This is a genomic window from Hyphomonas sp. (assembly GCF_022844445.1).
Classification (GTDB): Bacteria; Pseudomonadota; Alphaproteobacteria; order Caulobacterales; family Hyphomonadaceae; genus Hyphomonas.
Window position 1 is genome coordinate 124,756 of the sequence record NZ_JALHLS010000005.1, and the last position, 16,409, is coordinate 141,164.

Below are 16,409 nucleotides of genomic sequence, written 5' to 3' on the forward strand. Positions count from 1 at the left end.
CTGCCCACAGCGTCCTATTGATAGACCGGCAGCGGGCTGTCCTTGAACTCTTCCTTCGAGAACATTTCCGCCTGGTCGGCATAGTGCGGTGAAGCCGGGTGGCCCATGGCGGCGCCGAAGGGGTAGATAGTCCGCGTCTGCGGGGCGCTGCCATCCTTCGGCCATTTCACCACTAGCATGAAGCTGTCGCCACCGACGGCCGTGTAGCGGCCATCTTCGGCCGGGCGGTACATCAGGGCGCGGAGGGTTTCAGGGCCGCCGGCGAGGGGAAAATCCGCCTTGCCGCGGATGAGTCGCGCGAAGTCCGCATACGGCACGTCGAGCTTGCCAAAATGTTTGCGCAGATGGGTATCGGCATCGCCAAGGATTTCTCGGCCCGGACGCGGCTCTTCACGGGCATAGAGGTTCCACTGCAACTCCTGCAGAATGATCAGGGCAAGCGCGTCGGCGGCGCCCTGCCCGTCTGCTGTCCAGTCCCAGGTGTCGAGAAGCGTGACCGCCTCGGACAGCGTTTCGGCCGCGCGCGCATCGTCCACGGCGGCGAGGAAAGCCTCGCCGAGACGGGAAGCCTTGTCATAGCCCTTGTCGAACTTGATGCGGTGGATGTCAGCATCGTCGAAGATGTCGTCCGCTTCCAGCAATGTCTTTGCCCGGAGGATGCGGTTGGTCATCCAGGTCTCGATGCCGACGAGGTCAGGATAGTCTTCCGGTTTCATATCTTCCGCAGGCGCAGTGGCCAGCCAGGGAAGGTTGTTGGAATTGACGATGTAGCCGGCGGGCGGAGACAGCAGGAACGGAATACGCTCCGGCGGCTCATACTCGGTCCAGATCAAGTCAGACCGGTCGCCCGGAAGGACCTTCTCCCAGGCAATCGCGGGATCGCGCTTTGGCAGGCGGGCATTGTAGAGGTAAGCGATGTTGCCGAGCTTGTCGGCATAGATGTAGTTGGTGGCGGGGATGGCCTGCATAGCCATTACGGCGCGCCAATCCTCCAGCGATTTCGTGCGGCTGAGCCTGTAATACTGCTCGAACTGGCGCACCTCTCCGAATCCGGCGTAGCGGATGGCATAGGCGCCGGATTTGTTCTTGATCACTGGTCCGTGCACGGAGCCCCAGACGTTCTGGCGCACGGGGACAACGACCGGGCCCATCTTCACCTTCAGCCAGACATGGCGGTGCGTCAGGTCTTTCCACTCGCCGTCGAGCTTGTAGCGCTTCCCGCTCTCGTCCAGCACCAGCTTGTACACATCCGTCAGATCGGCGCGGTTGACTGTATTGGTCCAGCCGAGATGGGCGTTGTGGCCCATCAGGATCACCGGACTGCCGGGGAACAGCGCCCCCTGCATAGACCAGCCCTCGCCGCTGGCGATGCGCGCCTCGTACCAGGCGGCGGCACCTTCCCAGGGCTGGTGCGAGTTCGAGACGAGCACGGTGGAGCCGTCCGCCGTGCGGTGCGGCGCGAAGGCGAAGGCGTTCGATCCGCGCTCCTCGGGCTCGCGGTCCGGAGGGATCTCGCCATTGCCGAACAGGCGCGCGACGGTCGCGTCGACGCCGAAGAACAGCGGCGAGACGAGAACAAAACCGCCAATCACATCCTCGCCAGTCAGCGGGAAGACCTGCGGACGCAGCACTTCCTTCGGATGCTTCGCCGCGTATAGGTTAAGTCCGTCGGCATAGCCCTGCGCCATCGCGCGCGCTTGCGGGGAGACCGTCTCGATGCCGGCGGCGATCTGGCCCTTCACATCGATCAGCTTGCCGAAATAATCCGCCTGCGCCCCTTCTGCACCGTCCACGGCGCCCAATTCGCCGCGGACGGCAAGCACCTGGCGCTGGATCGTGGCGAAGTCGTCCTCGGCATGCGCGTAGGCCAGACCGAACGCCGTAGCAGCGTCCGTCTCGCCATAGATGGTGGGCACGCCGTAGGCATCACGCTCTATGCGGTAGGGCGCCGGCGGCGCCGTGCGATCGAGCGCCGAGAGACGCGCGGTGTTGCTGACACAGGATGAAACGGACAGGCCAGCCACCAACAGAAAGGCGCCGAGCAGTACGAAACATGCAATCCGGAAGAAAGACTTCATCCGTCAGAAACTCCGCACCGGAATGGAATGGAGAGACGCGGTTACGCGTCCCAGGATTGGTAGTTCTTACGCATCTGGGCGAGACCTTCCGTGACGATCTCTTCCAGAACCTTCATGTCCACGTCGGCAAGCTTGTTGATGTAGAGGCAGCTCTTGCCGATCTTGTGCTTTCCCAGGCGCGAGAGCGGCCCGGAGAGATCGCTGTAACCAGGGAGAATATAGAGCACCATGTTCGCCTTGCGCGGGCTGAAGCCGGTCAGGCACATTTCGCCGGAATGTCCGCTGTCATAGGTGTAGGCATAGCGGCCATACCCGACGATGCTGCCCCCCCACATCTTCGGCTTGAGACCGGTGACCTTGGTCATCCACTTCAGCAGGGCTTCAGCATCCGCCTTGCGCGGGCCGTCTTCCATTGCCGCGATGAAATCCTTCGGCGTGGTTTCCGTCGGCTTTGTTTTCGGTTCGTCCTTCGCCTTGGCCATCGGTCCCTCCTCCGTTGGCGTAAAGACTACGCGTCCCGGTTCAACCGGGCAATCAGGCTTGACGTATCCCAGCGGCTGCCGCCCATCGCCTGCACGTCGGCGTAATACTGGTCGACCATCGCTGTCAGCGGCAGGCTGGCGCCGGTCTCACGGGCGGCGTCCAGCGTGATCCGCAGGTCCTTGCGCATCCAGTCCACCGCGAAGCCGAAATCGAACTTGCCTTCGGTCATCGTCTTCCAGCGGTTCTCCATCTGCCAGCTTTGCGCCGCGCCGCCGGAGATCGCCTCGATCACCTTCTCGGCGTCGAGCCCCGCTTTCTCGGCAAAGTGCAGTCCTTCGGCGAGCCCTTGCACGATGCCCGCGATGCAGATCTGGTTGACGGACTTTGCAAGCTGGCCCGCCCCGATTTCGCCGATCAGCGTGATCTTGCGCGCGAAGGCGTTCATCACGGTCTCGGCCGCGGCAAAGGCCGCCGGCTCGCCGCCGCACATGATGGTGAGTTTGCCGTTTATGGCGCCGGCCTCGCCGCCAGAGACGGGGGCATCGATGAAGCGGGCGCCCTTCGCTTTGCAGCGCAGAGCAAGGTCGCGGGCAAGGCCGGCCGAGGCGGTCGTGTGGTCGATCACGGTCATGCCCGCCCCAAGGCTTGGCTCCAACGCCTCGAACACGGCGCGCACATCGGGGTCATCACCGAGGCACATCAGCACGAATTCGGCGCCGAACACGGCGGAGGCCGGATCTTTCGCCACATCGCCGCGGTGCACGGCCTTCCAGGCCTGCGCCTTCTCGGGCGAGCGGTTCCAGACGGAGACCTGATGGCCTGCCCGGGCAAGGTGGCCCGCCATGTGGAAGCCCATGACCCCAAGGCCAAGGAAAGCAGTGCGCGCCATGAGTGTCTCCTGATCTGGGTGTGCCGTTCTGGGACGCCCAATACATTGAATTTCATCGAAATCCCATCCCTGCCTGAAGCGTGGGTTTCACCATGACCTGATACACGATGATCTCCGTCAGAAGGACAGGAACCAGGACGATGGCTTACGCCACGACCCACCGGCAACTCGCAGGCAGAATGCCTGCACCACCGGCCCGCAAGATGGGCACGTGGAAGATGGCGTATGCCGACTTCCTGACGGCCCTGATGGCCTTTTTCCTGTTGATGTGGATGGTCAGCGGCGTCTCGCCGGATGCCCGCGCTGCCATCGCTGCCGAGTTCAAGACCAAAGAAACCGTCCTCGCCAGCGCCGCCCCGGTGGTGCCGACCGAAGCGGCCGAGCTGTTCAGCCTTTTGCAACTTTCCGAAAGCCTTAAAGGCGCCGGCGAAAGCGTTATCCTTTCCGCGGAGCCGGATGGGGTGCGCCTTGATCTCGTCGACACGGCCGGGCGCCCTCTGTTTGAAAGCGCCAGCGGCGCACTGACCGCTGAAGGCGCCAAACTCGTCGCCGCGGCGGCCACGACGCTTGAGCCACTAGCCAATCCCGTCTCCATCGAAGGCCACACCGATGCCTTCAGCCTTGCCCAGGCCGGCTATTCCAACTGGGATCTGTCATCCGACCGGGCGAACGAGGCCCGCCGCCTGCTCGAGGCCGGCGGTGTGGCAGGGGCCCGCTTCCAGGCGGTTACCGGCCTCGCCGACACAAAGCCGCTCGAGCCCGGCCAGCCGCACCTTGCCCAGAACCGCCGGATCAGCCTGAAAGTTCATCTGAGCGCCCAGCCATGAGGCTTTCCGGCAACGCCGGTGTGTCTTTTTTGCCGTGTCTCCGGGTCTGCCCGGTTTTCGCCCCTTGGCGCTGGCCCGGCGGCGTGTATCGTCAGCTCACATGAAGTTCACGGATTCCCATCTGTTGCCGGCCGGCCTGGAACGGTCGCTGAGGTTCTACGTTACGAACCCCAGCCCGTGTCCCTATTTGCCTGACCGCAAGGAACGGAAGGCGTTTACCAACCTCGCGATTCCGGAAGCCGATGCCGTGCACAATGTGCTCAGCCAGTCCGGTTTCCGCCGCAGCCAGTCCATCGCTTACCGGCCCGCCTGCCTGCGCTGTAGCGCATGCCGCAGCGTGCGGGTGCCGACGCGCGAGTTTGATGTCAGCCGCAATGACCGCAAAGTGATCGCCCGGAACGCTTCACTGGTGCGCCGCCCGGTGGCGTCCCAGGCCACGCGCGAGCAGTTCCGGTTGCTGAAGTCCTACGTGAAGACACGCCATGACAACGGCGGCATGTCGGAAATGACCTACCGCGACTATGTCGCCATGGTCGGCGGTAGCCCGGTTCAGAGCCTGATCTTCGAATACCGCGACGGGCCGGATGAAACCGCACCTCTGGTCGCCGCCTCCATCACGGACGTGCTGCGCGACGGCTTCTCGATGGTCTACACCTTCTTTGACCCCGAAAAGGACGCGCGCAGTCTTGGTCATTACGTGATCCTCGATCACATCCGCCATGCGCAGGAGATGGGCTTGCCCCACGTCTATCTGGGCTACTGGGTCAAGGGCAGCCCCAAGATGGCGTACAAGCGGCGCTACCAGCCGCTGGAAGTACTTGACGGCGACCGCTGGCGGCTCTTGAGAGACGACGAGTAAGCTGCACTTTCGACCGGCCCGGAGAGGCCGGACGGGCAGCACATGGGGAGGCTGCATATGATCAACCGGCGCAATCTCGTAGGCGCAGGCCTGCTGGGAGCGGCAGGCGCGGCCGCCACCTTCGCCAATCCGAAATCCGGCGAGGCGCTGTCCGGCCCCGCCATCGCGCGCAGCCGCCGCCGCTTCAACATGGTCACCACCTGGCCGAAGGGCCTGCCCGGTCTCGGCCGCGCCGCCGAGCGCGTTGCCGAGAAGGTGCTCAAGATGTCGGACGGGCTGATGGAGATCAAGGTCTTCGCGGCCGGTGAACTGGTGCCGCCTTTCGAGAGCTTCGACGCGGTCGCCAACGGCTCGGCCGACATTTACCACGGCGCCGAGTATTACTGGACTGCCAAATCCACCGCCTTCCCCTTCTTTACCGCCGTGCCCTTCGGCATGACGGCGCAGGAGATCATGGGCTGGATCGACCATGGCGGCGGTCAGGAACTCTGGGATGAACTTTCTGGCCAGTTCGGCATCAAGTGCATTCAGGGTGCCAATACCGGCCACCAGATGGGCGGCTGGTTCCGCAAGGAAATCCGTACGCTGAACGATTTTGTCGGACTCAAGATGCGCATTCCGGGTCAGGGCGGCGAAGTGCTGCGGGCGCTCGGCGGCGCGTCCATCTCTCTGGCGGGCGGCGAGATCTACCAGGCGCTGCAGACCGGAGCGATCGACGCGACCGAATGGGTTGGCCCCTGGAATGACTACGCGCTCGGCTTCCACCGAGAGGCGCCCTACTATTACGGCCCCGGCTTCCATGAACCCGGCGCCAGCCTTGCCGTCGGCATCAACCGGAGCGTCTGGGACAGCCTGATCCCCAGCGAGCAGGCGATCCTGAAAGCGGCTTGCGAGTCCGTGAACCATCTCTCGCTCGGCGAGTTCACCTACCAGAACTCCGTCCACCTCGACCTGCTGGTGCGCGAGCACGGTACACAGCTTCGTTCGTTCCCGGATGAAATCGTCAAACGCATGTCCGAGGCCGCCTTCGATGTGCGCGCCGCGAGCGGCAAGGACGGCATCGAGAAGCGTATTTATGAAAGCTTCGAGCGCTCGCTGAAGCTGATGCGGGGCTGGGCCAATGTCTCGGATGGCAAATACTACGCCGCCCGCGAATTCGGCAAATAGGCAGCGGGGCCAGGGCGAATGGATCCGCATATCTTCCTGACACTGGGCACGGCGCTGAAATGGGTGGGCCTTGCGCTCCTGCCGCTGTTCGCCCTGCCGCTCATCGTGCTCTCCGTGCCGCGCCTTCTCGACGGCGCGGCCAAACACCTGATTGCCGTCATCGACCGGTTCTCCGGCTTTGCCCTCGGCGGGGCCATGGCGTGCGGCCTGCTGTTGGTCTTCAGCCAGCTGATCGTCGTGCTCCTGCGCTATGCGTTCGGCCTGTCTTTCACCTGGCTGAACGAGATCGTGACCTATGCCTTCGCGGCGATGTTCATGTTGGGGGCCGCCGCCGCCCTGCGCGACGGCGCGCACGTACGGGTCGACATCCTGCGGCCACGCTTCGGCGAAGCAGGGCGCAACTGGATTGAGCTGGCCGGCGCCTACCTCCTGCTCTTCCCGATCTGCGTCCGTATCCTGATGACCAGCGAAGCAGGCCTCGCGCGCTCCTGGATGCTGCTGGAAGGCTCTCGCGAGTCCGACGGCCTGCCGATTCTCTATCTCTTCAAGACGCTGGTGCCGGTGTTCGCCGTGCTGCTGATGGCGCAGGGACTGTCGGAATCCCTTAAGGCCGCGCTGCGCCTTACCGGCGCACTGCAACCTGCCGAACCGGCATCCGATGCGAAGGTGAGCGGCCATGGAACTTGAAACGATCCTCGCCGTCACGATGTTTGTCGTGGCACTTGGCGGCCTGCTGGCCGGTTATCCCGTCGCGTTGACGCTCGGCGGCGTTGCCCTGATCTTCGCCCTGATCGGCATTGCTCTTGGCGTCTTCCCTGACTCTTTCCTGAAGGCTTTCCCGAGCCGTATCGAAGGCACGGGCATCATGCAGAGCCCGACGCTTATCGCGGTGCCGTTGTTTGTCCTCATGGGGGTCATCCTCGAGCGCTCGCGCGTGGCGGAAGACCTGCTGACCATGGCGGGGCGGCTGCTTGCCGGCGTACGCGGCGGCCTTGCCTATGCCGTAGTCCTTGTTGGCGCGCTGCTCGCAGCGTCTACCGGCATTGTGGGCGCAACCGTGATTGCGATGACGCTGATCGCCCTGCCTGCCATGCTCCGCCAGGGGTATGACACGCGCCTTGCCACAGGCACGATCGCGGCCTCCGGCACGCTCGGCCAGATCATCCCGCCGTCGATTGTCCTCATCCTTCTGGCCGACGCAATTTCCAATGCAGCCAGCCAGGCAAGCCTTCAGACCGGCGGCGGCTCCGCGGTCGTCTCGGTCGGGGACCTTTTCGCGGGCGCGCTTATTCCGGGATTGCTGCTCGTTGCGCTCTACCTCATCTGGATCGCTGTCATTTCCTTTCTGCGCCCTGAAGCCTGCCCGCCGGCAACATCGACCGACGATCTTGAACCTGTGGCTTTCCGCGACATCGCGCTCAGCCTCGGCGCGCCGCTCGTTCTCATCATCGCCGTGCTTGGCTCGATCCTCGCCGGTATTGCACCGCCTACGGAAGCCGCAGCAATTGGCGCCGGCGGCGCGCTGCTGCTCGCGGGCCTTCGCCTCGACAAGGAGACCGGCAGCCGCCTGTCACCTGTCATGTACCTCGGTCTTGCCGGCCTCCTGCTCATTCTGGTGCTTCGCAATCTTCTCGACCTGCGCGCGGGCGCGGCCACACACACACTGGTGGAGTATGCCGGCCTCGCGATTACCGTCCTTTCGACCATTGCCTTCTTCGCTGCCCTGACGGCTGGCCTTGTCGTGCTGCGGAATGCCAAGCAACTGACGCCTGCCCTGAAGAGCGCGACGCACATCACCTCGATGGTGTTCCTCATCCTGATCGGCGCGTCCCTCTTCAGCCTCGTTTTCCGCGGCTTTGACGGGGACGACATCGTCGCCGAGATCCTCCACAGCGTGCCCGGCGGCAAGTGGGGGGCGCTGGCGATGACCATGCTGGTCATGTTCGTGCTCGGCTTTTTCCTCGACTTCATCGAGATCGTCTTCGTCGTGGTGCCGCTCGTCGCGCCGCCGCTGATCGTGCTGGGGTGCGATCCGATCTGGCTCGCCATCCTGATGGCGGTGAACCTGCAAACCAGTTTCCTGACGCCGCCTTTCGGATTTGCATTGTTCTACCTTCGCGGCGCCGCGCCGCCAGAAGTCAGCACACTTCAGATCTGGCGCGGGGCAATTCCGTTTATCGGATTGCAGGTGTTGCTGATCATCCTGATCGCTGCTGTGCCATCGCTTGCCACCTGGCTGCCAGCCATCGCCGCGAAGTAACTGGTGGGACAGGACATTTCTCCCTTCCAGGCGATTACCATCAGCCGGCGCGCGCATGAACTGAAGGCGGCGGGCCAGCGCATCCTGCATATGGAATTCGGCCAACCCTCGACCGGCGCGCCGTCTGCGGCGATTGCTGCCGCGCACGGCGTGCTCGACCAGGAAGCGATGGGCTACTGGGAAAGCGTGCCGCTCAAGGCGCGCATCGCGCAGCACTATCAGGGCACCTATGGCGTCACGGTTGATCCGCGGCGCATCGCGCTGACCTGCGGGGCTTCGCCAGCGCTGGTGCTCGCCCTGTCAACGGCGTTCAATCCGGGAGACCGCATTGCCCTCGCCCGGCCCGGCTATGTCGCGTATCGCAACACGATCCGCGCGCTGAACCTCGTGCCGGTCGAAATTCCCTGCGGCGAGGCAGAGCGGTTCCAGATCTCTGCGGCGGCTATCGCCGCGCTGGATCCCGCACCGCAGGGCATCCTGCTGGCAAGCCCTGCGAACCCGACCGGCACGATCCTTCCAAATGCGGAGCTTGCCGCAATCGCCGCTGTCGCCCGCCGCATCGGCGCCCGCCTTGTCTCCGACGAGATCTATCACGGCCTCAGCTATGGCCCGGCGATCCATTCGATGCTGGAGCATGAGCCGTCCGCCTATATCGTGAACAGCTTCTCGAAGTACTTCTCGATGGCTGGTTGGCGGCTCGGCTGGCTCGTCTCACCTGAGGACGGCGTCGCGCGCACCAGCGCCTATATCGGAAACCTGTTCCTTACCGCGCCCTCGCTCGCCCAGCATGCGGGCCTCGTTGCCATGGACAGCCGCGCGGAGCTCGACGGGCATGTGGAAGTCTACCGCGCCAACCGCACGCTGATGCTGGAGGCGTTGCCGCGCCTTGGCCTTGAGCGGATCGCCCCGCCGGACGGCGCCTTCTACATTTATGCCGACATCTCGCGCTTCACCGATGACAGCCTTGGCTTTTGCCTGCGGCTGCTCGAGGAAACCGGCGTCGCAACCGCACCTGGGGTGGATTTCGATCCCGTTGAAGGCCAGCGCTTCATGCGGTTCTCGTTTGCGCTGTCGACGGAAGAAATCCGCGAAGCGCTTGGCCTCCTCGAGCCGTGGTTCAGGGCGCAACCAAGGCGCTGAAGCGGACGGCCCGGCAGGTTGCAGCTCTTTTGGCGTGGACACCCGGCGGTTTCTCGCCCGCGCCTTTGGCTTCGGCAGTTTCCGGAAACGGCTCTGGCACCAGGCGAACTCGACGCCGACATCGATCAAGGCATCAGACCGCCCGCACGGGCAGGCAAACTCCCAGAGATCCAGCACCCGGTAGGTCTCGCCGGCAACGAGCGGAACAGGCCGTCCCGTCACATGGTTCGGGGCCGCGTTGACGCACAAGACCAGATCGCCGGGACCAAGAGTATCGCTCATCGCGCGGCTTCCATACCACAAGCCGCGCGCTCAGACTATTCCAAGCGGTTGCGGGGCTTGGGCGCGCGCCGCGCTATTCGCAAGCACCCCAGAAGGTCTCGATGCCCGGCAGGGCACCTTCGGTGAGGACCTGCTCGGGCACGAAGACCTGAAAGTCCTCTTCCGGCATGACGCGAATATAGAGCGTCCGCGCGAGGCTGCCCGGGGTCTGTTCCGGCTCGTTCCAGCAGCCGGGGGCCACGGCGCCGAAGTTCAGTTCGTTCTCGCCAGGCGCTTCCGCCTTGAGGCGCGCGAGCTCGGCGCTCAGCGCGGCGAGGCGGGCGGCGTCTTCCGGCCGAGTGGCATAGGTCCAGATGGTGAAGCCGTCCTTGTTCTCGGTGGCGAGGAACTGGCTGTCGAACCCTTCGGACGTCACCAGCGGGAACGATTCAGCGAGGTCCACGCCCAGGCGCGGGCTGATCACGTTGATCTGCAGGTAGGCGCCGTCATCATAGGCGCGGAAAGTGGACGGGATGCGCATCGCCAGCGCGATCTTCGACAGGTCGAGCTGCGTCGGGTCGAGCGTCGGCGCCGGGGGCGGCGTCTCGGTCATCACGCTCGTTTCCTCGACCGGCAGCGGCGCCTCGGGCGCGGGCTTTTCGGCTTTCGGCGAACAGGCCGTAAGCAGCAGGGCGGCAGTGGCAACAACTAGGGCAAGGCGCATTGCATGGGCCTCCTTTCCGGATCAGCGCGCTATGCTCACCCGAAATCGCGGGTTTCGTCCAGCGCTTCGCTTCAGGCGCAATCATAAGCGGCTTCCGCGCCGCCGTCTTGCGTGCGGGTCAGCGAAAGAAATGTGCAACCCTGCGGCGCCGCCTTGCGGGCCGCTTCCTCCAGTTCGGCGGCCAGCGTTTCCTCGCCCGCCTGAACCCGGAAGTCGCCGTCCATGGCGAGCGTCAGCTTCAGCTTGAAACCCTGGCCATCCAGCGGGGCGGCGAAGAAGTTGTAATTGTCCGTGCCGATGGTCTGGGCCGCAAGGCCGTCCCAGGCCGAGGCGCTCCACCGGGCGGTCGGCGAACCACCGGATGCGCAAGCGGCGAGCCCGATGAGACCCGCCGCCAGAAGGATTGAAGCTTTCATACCGGCCTCCTGAGCAGGAAGACCAGTCTAGCCGAAAGCGGACAGGCTAGAAACCAACCTTCGGCGGCTCGTCCAGCGCGGCGCGGCTGTCGGCGCCGACATCGAAGAATTCGCGGGATTCGAAGTTGAAGCTGCCGGCGATGATCGACCCCGGGAACTGTTCGCGGGCCGTGTTATAGTCCTGGACCGCCGAGTTGTAGAACCGGCGTGCCGCGGCGAGCTTGTCCTCGATGGACGACAGCTCGTTCTGCAGTTGCAGGAAGTTCGTGTTGGCCTTGAGGTCCGGATAGGCCTCGGCGAGGGCGAACAGCTTGCCGAGCGCCTGGCTCAGCACGCCTTCGGCCCGCGCCATGTCGCCGGCGGTGCTGGCGGCCTGCGCGGCATTGCGCGCGGCGATCACCTGCTGGAACGTCGCCTGCTCGTGCGCCGCGTAGCCCTTCACGGTTTCGACGAGGTTGGGGATCAGGTTCTGGCGCTGCTTCAGCTGCACGTCGACGTCCGCGAAGGCCTGATTGACGCGCTGCCGCTTCATCACGAGGCCGTTGTAGATGAGGATGATCATGCCGACGATGGCGACGATCACCGCCAGGACAATGAGAACCAGGTTCATGGGGAGCCCCTCCGGAATGCCTTAAGTGCCAAGGCCTAACCGGCGCTGCGCCGTTTCGCAAGCAATATGCCCTCAGCGCGGCGGCGAGTAGGCCGCGGTGCTGACCTGTACAAAGTGGCGCGGGGCGGCCTCGGGATAGACCACCGCCGTCAGCGATCCGCCATGCACCGCGCCCGTGTCGATGCCGGTTGCGTGCGGAAACTGTGCCGACCCCGAACCATGTGACGGGACGGCATGTTCCGCTAGAACTTTCGGGCGAACGAATTACTCTGTCAGGCATGACAGATGCCGACATCCTCGCCCACATGATCCGCAATGCCCACAGGGTCGCCGTGTTTACCGGCGCAGGCATCTCAACCGAAAGCGGCATCCCGGATTTCCGCTCCCCCGGCGGCGTGTGGAGCAAGATGCAACCGATCATGTTCCAGGACTTCGTCGCCTCGCGCGACAAGCGCCGCGAAGCCTGGACGCGTGTGTTCAATCGCACCGCCGGCTGGACCGGTGCCTCGCCGAATGCCGGCCACTATGCGATTGCCGAACTGGTCGCCGCCGGGAAGGTGGCCAGCGTCATCACGCAGAACGTCGACAACCTGCACCAGGATTCCGGCGTCCCTGACCGGCAGGTGATCGAGGTGCACGGCAATGCCAGCTATGCCAAATGCCTCACCTGCTCGAAGCGCTACGAGATTGAAAGCCTGCGCCACCGCTGGGAAGCCGACGAGGACATCACCTGCATCTTCTGCACCGGTCTGATCAAGACCGCCACCATCTCCTTCGGCCAGGCGATGCCTGAAGCGGAGATGGAGCGCGCTTCGGAAGAAGCTTCGCTATGCGACCTGATGCTGGTAATGGGCTCATCCCTCCTCGTCTATCCGGCGGCCGGCATACCGCTGCTGGCCAAGAAACTTGGCGCCCAGCTTGCGATCATCAACCGCGAACCTACCGATCAGGATCCGTATGCGGACCTTGTGATAAATGACGAGATCGGGCCGCTGATGACAGATGTGGTGGGAAGGCTTTAGGCAGCGCTCTTGAAGCGCTTTCGCGAAACGTCCCATTCGGCGTGCGTCTGTGACCATTCATCATTCGGAAGTGAGTCAAAGGGCGGCGGCAAGACGATAGGCCCAAGATTTTTTGAACCCAGCCGAGCGGCCAGCTTCTGGGAAGCTGTGTTTGCAGGACGGATGGTATGGATGACGCGCGGCTCGCCGAGCTGATGAAACGCGAAATCCATCGCGGCGACGGCGCCCTCCAGTGCCAGGCCCTTTCCCTGATATTCCGGAAGAAGCATCCAGCCGACTTCGACACACGGCCAGCCAAATGGTTTCGAGGGGCCGAACCGCCCCACGAAACGGCCGGTAGCTTTCTCGATCGCGCAAAGCGAGCCCCAGCCCATAATCTTCCAGTGGCCAGCGATCGAAAGCAGCTGGTTCCAGCTCTCGCGCAGGTCCTGAACGCCACCCGTATTGGCTTTGACGGACTCGTCCGCCTCCATGATGGCCCATGCCTCATAGTCCCCTCGTTCCGGTGGCCGCAAAATCAGTCGCGAGGTTTCGATCCGAACCATCGTGATCGCGTCCTGAAGCCCTACCCCGTAAACGTTCCGCCTCTCGGGAAGCCTTTCGGGACGACCTTGCCGGCCTGGGCGCGCTGGCCGCGCCAGCTCTTCCATTCCTCGAAGGCGCGGTGGCGCCCGCCGGTCATCACGATCAGCCCATCGCGCTTGTCGAAGGTGATAAGGTCAGCCAGTTCGGACTTGCCGCTATAGGCTTGCAGCTTGTTGCCCTTGCCGCGGGACATTTCCGGCAAGTCCTTCAGCGGGAAGATCAGCATCTTCCTGTTCGTGCCGACCACGGCGATCATGTCGCCTTCCACCGGCGCGCAGACCGTCAGGCGCCCCTCACCCGTGTTGACGACCTGTTTGCCCGCCTTGCGGTTTGATTCCAGCTCGGTCTCCGGAATGACAAATCCGTACCCGGAGCTTGAAGCCATCACGCGCTTACGCTCGGCGTCAAACTTGAACATGGCGACGATGTCCACATTGTCTTCCAGCTCGATGGACAGGCGGATCGGCTCACCATTGCCGCGCCCGCCCGGCAGCTTGTCCGCCGCCAGGATAAAGGCGCGCCCGTCGGACGACATGATGACCAGCCGGTCGGTCGTCATCACCTCTTCCATCCAGGCCGGGCCATCGCCTTCCTTGAACTTGATCGAGTCCGCATCGATGCTGTGGCCCTTCATGCCGCGGATCCAGCCCTGCTGCGACAGGACAACCGTTACCGGCTCCTTTGGCCTGGAGGCTTCAAGCGCAGCAGCAAGGTCAACCTCTGGCGCTGCCTCGAATGTGGCGCGCCGTCTTCCGAGCGCCGTCCCCGGATCAAATTCATCGCGGGCGGATTTCAGGTCTTTCGATACGCGCGACCATTGCTTGCGCGGCGAGGCGAGCAGCGCGACGATTTCCTCGCGCTCTTCCTTGAGCTTTGTATGCTCACCCTGGATTTCCATCTCTTCCAGCTTGCGCAACGCACGCAGGCGCAGGTTGAGGATGGCTTCGGCCTGAATGTCGGAAATCTTGAACCGCTTCATCAGGACGGGCTTCGGCTCGTCCTCGGTCCGGATGATGCGGATCACCTCGTCGATGTTCAGGTAAGCTTTCAGGAAGCCTTCCAGGATGTGCAGGCGCTTCTCGATCTTGTCGAGGCGGAACTCGGAACGGCGCACCAGCACTTCGCGGCGGTGGTCCAGGTAAGCCTGCAGCACGGCCCTGAGGCCCATCACCTGCGGCGCGCCCTTGTGCAGCACGTTCATGTTGAGGCTGAAGCGCGTTTCAAGATCGCAGACCTTGAACAGGCTCTCCATCAGCACGCCCGGCTCGACCGTCTTGGCGCGCGGCACCAGTACAAGGCGCACATCCTCCGCGCTTTCGTCGCGCACGTCTTCCAGCAGCGGAACCTTCTTGGTTTCCAGCAGTTCGGAGAGCTTTTCGAGCAGGCGCGACTTCTGCACCTGGTAGGGGATCTCGGTCACGATGATCTGGTAGGTGCCCCGGCCGGTGTCCTCGACCTGCCAGCGCGCTCGCATGCGGAAACTGCCGCGGCCTGTCTCGTAGGCCTCCAGCATTGCGGCGCGTTCTTCGACGATCACACCGCCGGTCGGAAAGTCCGGACCCTGAACAAATTCCATCAGCTCGGCGGTCGTCGCCTTCGGCTTCTCGATCAGGAAGCGCGCGGCATCGATCACCTCGGCCACATTGTGCGGCGGGATCGAGGTCGCCATGCCGACGGCGATGCCGGTGGCGCCATTGGCCAGCAGGTTCGGATAGCCGGCGGGCAGCACCACGGGCTCTTCGTCATTTTCGGCATAGTTCGGGCGGAAATCGACCGCGTTCTCGTCGAGCCCGTCCATCATCAGCTCGGCCGCGCGCGTCATCCGCGCCTCGGTGTAGCGATAGGCCGCCGGGCTGTCCCCGTCGATGTTGCCGAAGTTGCCCTGCCCGTCGACCAACGGGTAGCGCACGTTGAAATCCTGCGCCAGGCGCACCAGCGTGTCGTAGATCGAGCTGTCGCCGTGCGGGTGGTAGTTACCCATGACGTCGCCGACGATCTTGGCGCACTTGCGGTAGCCGCCTTCAGGGTCGAGCCGCAATACGCGCATGCCGTAGAGGATGCGCCGCTGCACGGGCTTCAGGCCGTCGCGCACATCCGGCAGCGCCCGCGCCGTGATCGTGGAGAGCGCATAGGCGAGATAGCGCTTGGACAGCGCCTCGCTCATCGTCTCGTTGATGATCCGCTCTTCCGGCGGCGGAGTCGGTCCGCGCTTCACCATTCTGGTCTCTTCTGCAGTTCGTGCCACATTCTGTGCCTGCACGCGTTCTAGGGTCGATTCCGGCCCGCGTGCCAGCACTGGTTAACAGAAACAGGCGTTTGGTTAAGGAAAGGAAAAGGGTGAAGCTGCGAAAGGCCCTCACGCGCTATTTCACGTTGCTGGTCCTGCCTTCAGCGCTCGTGATCGGTGTTTTCCTGCGTTTTGCGCCGCCCCAGCACAACCCCTTCCTGCCGCTCGACCTGAACGACAGGCCGGGCCTCGCCTCCCACTTCAAGATGACCCAGCTGGTGCGCCATCCCTCGGCTTGTTTCGACGCCCTGGACGCGACGGGCGTGCTCTACACCCTGCTGGAAGACTCCCCGCCCGGAGAGGCCTGCGGAAAGTATGATGCCCTGACACTGGAACGCTCGCTGACCCCCTATTCGGCCACGCTCAGCATGACCTGTGGCCAGACCGCCTCACTCTACCTCTGGGAGCGCCATATCGCCCGGCCCGCGGCTGTGGAAATCTTCGGGTCCCCCATCGCGCGGATCGAGACTTATGGCAGCTTCTCCTGCCGCAACATCGCCGGGACGAGCCGCAAGTCCGAACACGCGCGGGCCAATGCCATCGACATCTCCGGCTTCCGCCTCGAGGACGGCCGCCTGATCAACGTGAAGACCCATTGGGACAATGGCGGCAAGGAAGGCGCTTTCCTGAAACGCGTCCACAAGGGGGCCTGCCGCATCTTCTCGGTCACCCTTGGTCCCGACTACGACGCCGCCCATGCCGACCATTTCCATTTCGACATGGGCAACCGGCGCACCTGTCGTTGAACGGCCCTTGCCGGACGCAGCGTCAGGGCCTCATTGTCCCTCCTGACAACACAAA

The 16,409-nt window shown here is 64.0% G+C and carries 16 protein-coding genes; 8 read left to right on the forward strand and 8 right to left on the reverse strand.

The window, feature by feature from the left end:
* Nucleotides 1-14: 14 nt before the first annotated feature.
* Genes Q0C17_RS07690 through Q0C17_RS07700 form a run of 3 tightly spaced genes read right to left on the reverse strand, consistent with a single transcriptional unit; the run spans nucleotide 15 to nucleotide 3,450 of the window.
* Complete coding sequence (locus tag Q0C17_RS07690) at nucleotides 15-2,078, reverse strand: penicillin acylase family protein (RefSeq protein ID WP_291203817.1); 2,064 nt, start codon at nucleotides 2,076-2,078, stop codon at nucleotides 15-17.
* A 41-nt stretch (nucleotides 2,079-2,119) separates the two neighbouring features.
* Nucleotides 2,120-2,560, reverse strand: a complete 441-nt coding sequence (locus Q0C17_RS07695; RefSeq protein WP_291203821.1) for a DUF1801 domain-containing protein — start codon at nucleotides 2,558-2,560, stop codon at nucleotides 2,120-2,122.
* Between the two features lie 26 nt (nucleotides 2,561-2,586).
* Nucleotides 2,587-3,450, reverse strand: a complete 864-nt coding sequence (locus tag Q0C17_RS07700) for an NAD(P)-dependent oxidoreductase (RefSeq protein ID WP_291203828.1) — start codon at nucleotides 3,448-3,450, stop codon at nucleotides 2,587-2,589.
* A 140-nt stretch (nucleotides 3,451-3,590) separates the two neighbouring features.
* On the opposite strand from Q0C17_RS07700, the gene Q0C17_RS07705 reads away from it, so the two are divergent.
* The 6 genes from Q0C17_RS07705 (at nucleotide 3,591) to Q0C17_RS07730 (ending at nucleotide 9,703) form a co-directional block, all read left to right on the forward strand.
* On the forward strand, nucleotides 3,591-4,277 hold the full coding sequence (locus tag Q0C17_RS07705) for a flagellar motor protein MotB (protein WP_291203831.1): 687 nt from the start codon (nucleotides 3,591-3,593) through the stop codon (nucleotides 4,275-4,277).
* 100 nt (nucleotides 4,278-4,377) lie between these two features.
* On the forward strand, nucleotides 4,378-5,136 hold the full coding sequence (locus tag Q0C17_RS07710; RefSeq protein ID WP_291203835.1) for an arginyltransferase: 759 nt from the start codon (nucleotides 4,378-4,380) through the stop codon (nucleotides 5,134-5,136).
* Nucleotides 5,137-5,193: 57 nt separating this feature from the next.
* Nucleotides 5,194-6,303: a TRAP transporter substrate-binding protein gene (locus tag Q0C17_RS07715; protein ID WP_291203840.1), complete on the forward strand. Its 1,110-nt coding sequence runs from the start codon at nucleotides 5,194-5,196 to the stop codon at nucleotides 6,301-6,303.
* A gap of 18 nt (nucleotides 6,304-6,321) precedes the next feature.
* Nucleotides 6,322-6,990 carry a TRAP transporter small permease subunit gene (locus Q0C17_RS07720; RefSeq protein ID WP_291203845.1) on the forward strand — a complete coding sequence of 223 codons (669 nt, stop codon included), beginning with the start codon at nucleotides 6,322-6,324 and terminating at the stop codon, nucleotides 6,988-6,990.
* Nucleotides 6,980-8,563 (forward strand): TRAP transporter large permease subunit, encoded by a 1,584-nt coding sequence (locus Q0C17_RS07725; protein WP_291203848.1) that lies wholly within the window; start codon nucleotides 6,980-6,982, stop codon nucleotides 8,561-8,563. The genes Q0C17_RS07720 and Q0C17_RS07725 overlap by 11 nt, the downstream gene beginning before the upstream one ends.
* Before the next feature lie 3 nt (nucleotides 8,564-8,566).
* Complete coding sequence (locus Q0C17_RS07730) at nucleotides 8,567-9,703, forward strand: aminotransferase class I/II-fold pyridoxal phosphate-dependent enzyme (RefSeq protein WP_291203855.1); 1,137 nt, start codon at nucleotides 8,567-8,569, stop codon at nucleotides 9,701-9,703.
* A 355-nt stretch (nucleotides 9,704-10,058) separates the two neighbouring features.
* On the opposite strand, the gene Q0C17_RS07735 is transcribed toward Q0C17_RS07730, so the two are convergent.
* The 3 genes from Q0C17_RS07735 to Q0C17_RS07745 form a co-directional block, all read right to left on the reverse strand.
* Entirely contained in the window at nucleotides 10,059-10,688 is a 630-nt protein-coding gene (locus tag Q0C17_RS07735) for a hypothetical protein (protein WP_291203858.1), read from the reverse strand.
* A gap of 71 nt (nucleotides 10,689-10,759) precedes the next feature.
* Nucleotides 10,760-11,104: a hypothetical protein gene (locus tag Q0C17_RS07740; protein ID WP_291203861.1), complete on the reverse strand. Its 345-nt coding sequence runs from the start codon at nucleotides 11,102-11,104 to the stop codon at nucleotides 10,760-10,762.
* Nucleotides 11,105-11,150: 46 nt separating this feature from the next.
* Nucleotides 11,151-11,714, reverse strand: coding sequence for a LemA family protein (locus Q0C17_RS07745; protein ID WP_291203864.1), 564 nt, complete (start codon nucleotides 11,712-11,714; stop codon nucleotides 11,151-11,153).
* A 278-nt stretch (nucleotides 11,715-11,992) separates the two neighbouring features.
* Here Q0C17_RS07745 and Q0C17_RS07750 point away from each other — a divergent pair, with 278 nt between their 5' ends.
* Complete coding sequence (locus Q0C17_RS07750; RefSeq protein ID WP_291203867.1) at nucleotides 11,993-12,736, forward strand: Sir2 family NAD-dependent protein deacetylase; 744 nt, start codon at nucleotides 11,993-11,995, stop codon at nucleotides 12,734-12,736.
* Here Q0C17_RS07750 and Q0C17_RS07755 read toward each other — a convergent pair.
* On the reverse strand, nucleotides 12,733-13,281 hold the full coding sequence (locus tag Q0C17_RS07755) for a GNAT family N-acetyltransferase (RefSeq protein ID WP_291203871.1): 549 nt from the start codon (nucleotides 13,279-13,281) through the stop codon (nucleotides 12,733-12,735). The two genes, Q0C17_RS07750 and Q0C17_RS07755, sit on opposite strands and share 4 nt — an antisense overlap.
* A 20-nt stretch (nucleotides 13,282-13,301) precedes the next feature.
* On the reverse strand, nucleotides 13,302-15,539 hold the full coding sequence (gene parC / locus Q0C17_RS07760; protein WP_291203875.1) for a DNA topoisomerase IV subunit A: 2,238 nt from the start codon (nucleotides 15,537-15,539) through the stop codon (nucleotides 13,302-13,304).
* A 119-nt stretch (nucleotides 15,540-15,658) separates the two neighbouring features.
* Here parC and Q0C17_RS07765 point away from each other — a divergent pair, with 119 nt between their 5' ends.
* Nucleotides 15,659-16,354 carry an extensin family protein gene (locus Q0C17_RS07765; RefSeq protein WP_291203878.1) on the forward strand — a complete coding sequence of 232 codons (696 nt, stop codon included), beginning with the start codon at nucleotides 15,659-15,661 and terminating at the stop codon, nucleotides 16,352-16,354.
* Nucleotides 16,355-16,409: the final 55 nt, after the last annotated feature.

Excerpts from the sequence above, each read along its gene's own strand:
- Q0C17_RS07690 (WP_291203817.1), bottom strand. The coding sequence starts at position 2,078 with ATGAAGTCTTTCTTCCGGATTGCATGTTTCGTACTGCTCGGCGCCTTT.
- Q0C17_RS07695 (WP_291203821.1), bottom strand. The coding sequence starts at position 2,560 with ATGGCCAAGGCGAAGGACGAACCGAAAACAAAGCCGACGGAAACCACG.
- Q0C17_RS07700 (WP_291203828.1), bottom strand. The coding sequence starts at position 3,450 with ATGGCGCGCACTGCTTTCCTTGGCCTTGGGGTCATGGGCTTCCACATG.
- Q0C17_RS07705 (WP_291203831.1), top strand. The coding sequence starts at position 3,591 with ATGGCTTACGCCACGACCCACCGGCAACTCGCAGGCAGAATGCCTGCA.
- Q0C17_RS07710 (WP_291203835.1), top strand. The coding sequence starts at position 4,378 with ATGAAGTTCACGGATTCCCATCTGTTGCCGGCCGGCCTGGAACGGTCG.
- Q0C17_RS07715 (WP_291203840.1), top strand. The coding sequence starts at position 5,194 with ATGATCAACCGGCGCAATCTCGTAGGCGCAGGCCTGCTGGGAGCGGCA.
- Q0C17_RS07720 (WP_291203845.1), top strand. The coding sequence starts at position 6,322 with ATGGATCCGCATATCTTCCTGACACTGGGCACGGCGCTGAAATGGGTG.
- Q0C17_RS07725 (WP_291203848.1), top strand. The coding sequence starts at position 6,980 with ATGGAACTTGAAACGATCCTCGCCGTCACGATGTTTGTCGTGGCACTT.
- Q0C17_RS07735 (WP_291203858.1), bottom strand. The coding sequence starts at position 10,688 with ATGCGCCTTGCCCTAGTTGTTGCCACTGCCGCCCTGCTGCTTACGGCC.
- Q0C17_RS07740 (WP_291203861.1), bottom strand. The coding sequence starts at position 11,104 with ATGAAAGCTTCAATCCTTCTGGCGGCGGGTCTCATCGGGCTCGCCGCT.
- Q0C17_RS07745 (WP_291203864.1), bottom strand. The coding sequence starts at position 11,714 with ATGAACCTGGTTCTCATTGTCCTGGCGGTGATCGTCGCCATCGTCGGC.
- Q0C17_RS07750 (WP_291203867.1), top strand. The coding sequence starts at position 11,993 with ATGACAGATGCCGACATCCTCGCCCACATGATCCGCAATGCCCACAGG.
- Q0C17_RS07755 (WP_291203871.1), bottom strand. The coding sequence starts at position 13,281 with ATGGTTCGGATCGAAACCTCGCGACTGATTTTGCGGCCACCGGAACGA.
- parC (WP_291203875.1), bottom strand. The coding sequence starts at position 15,539 with ATGGTGAAGCGCGGACCGACTCCGCCGCCGGAAGAGCGGATCATCAAC.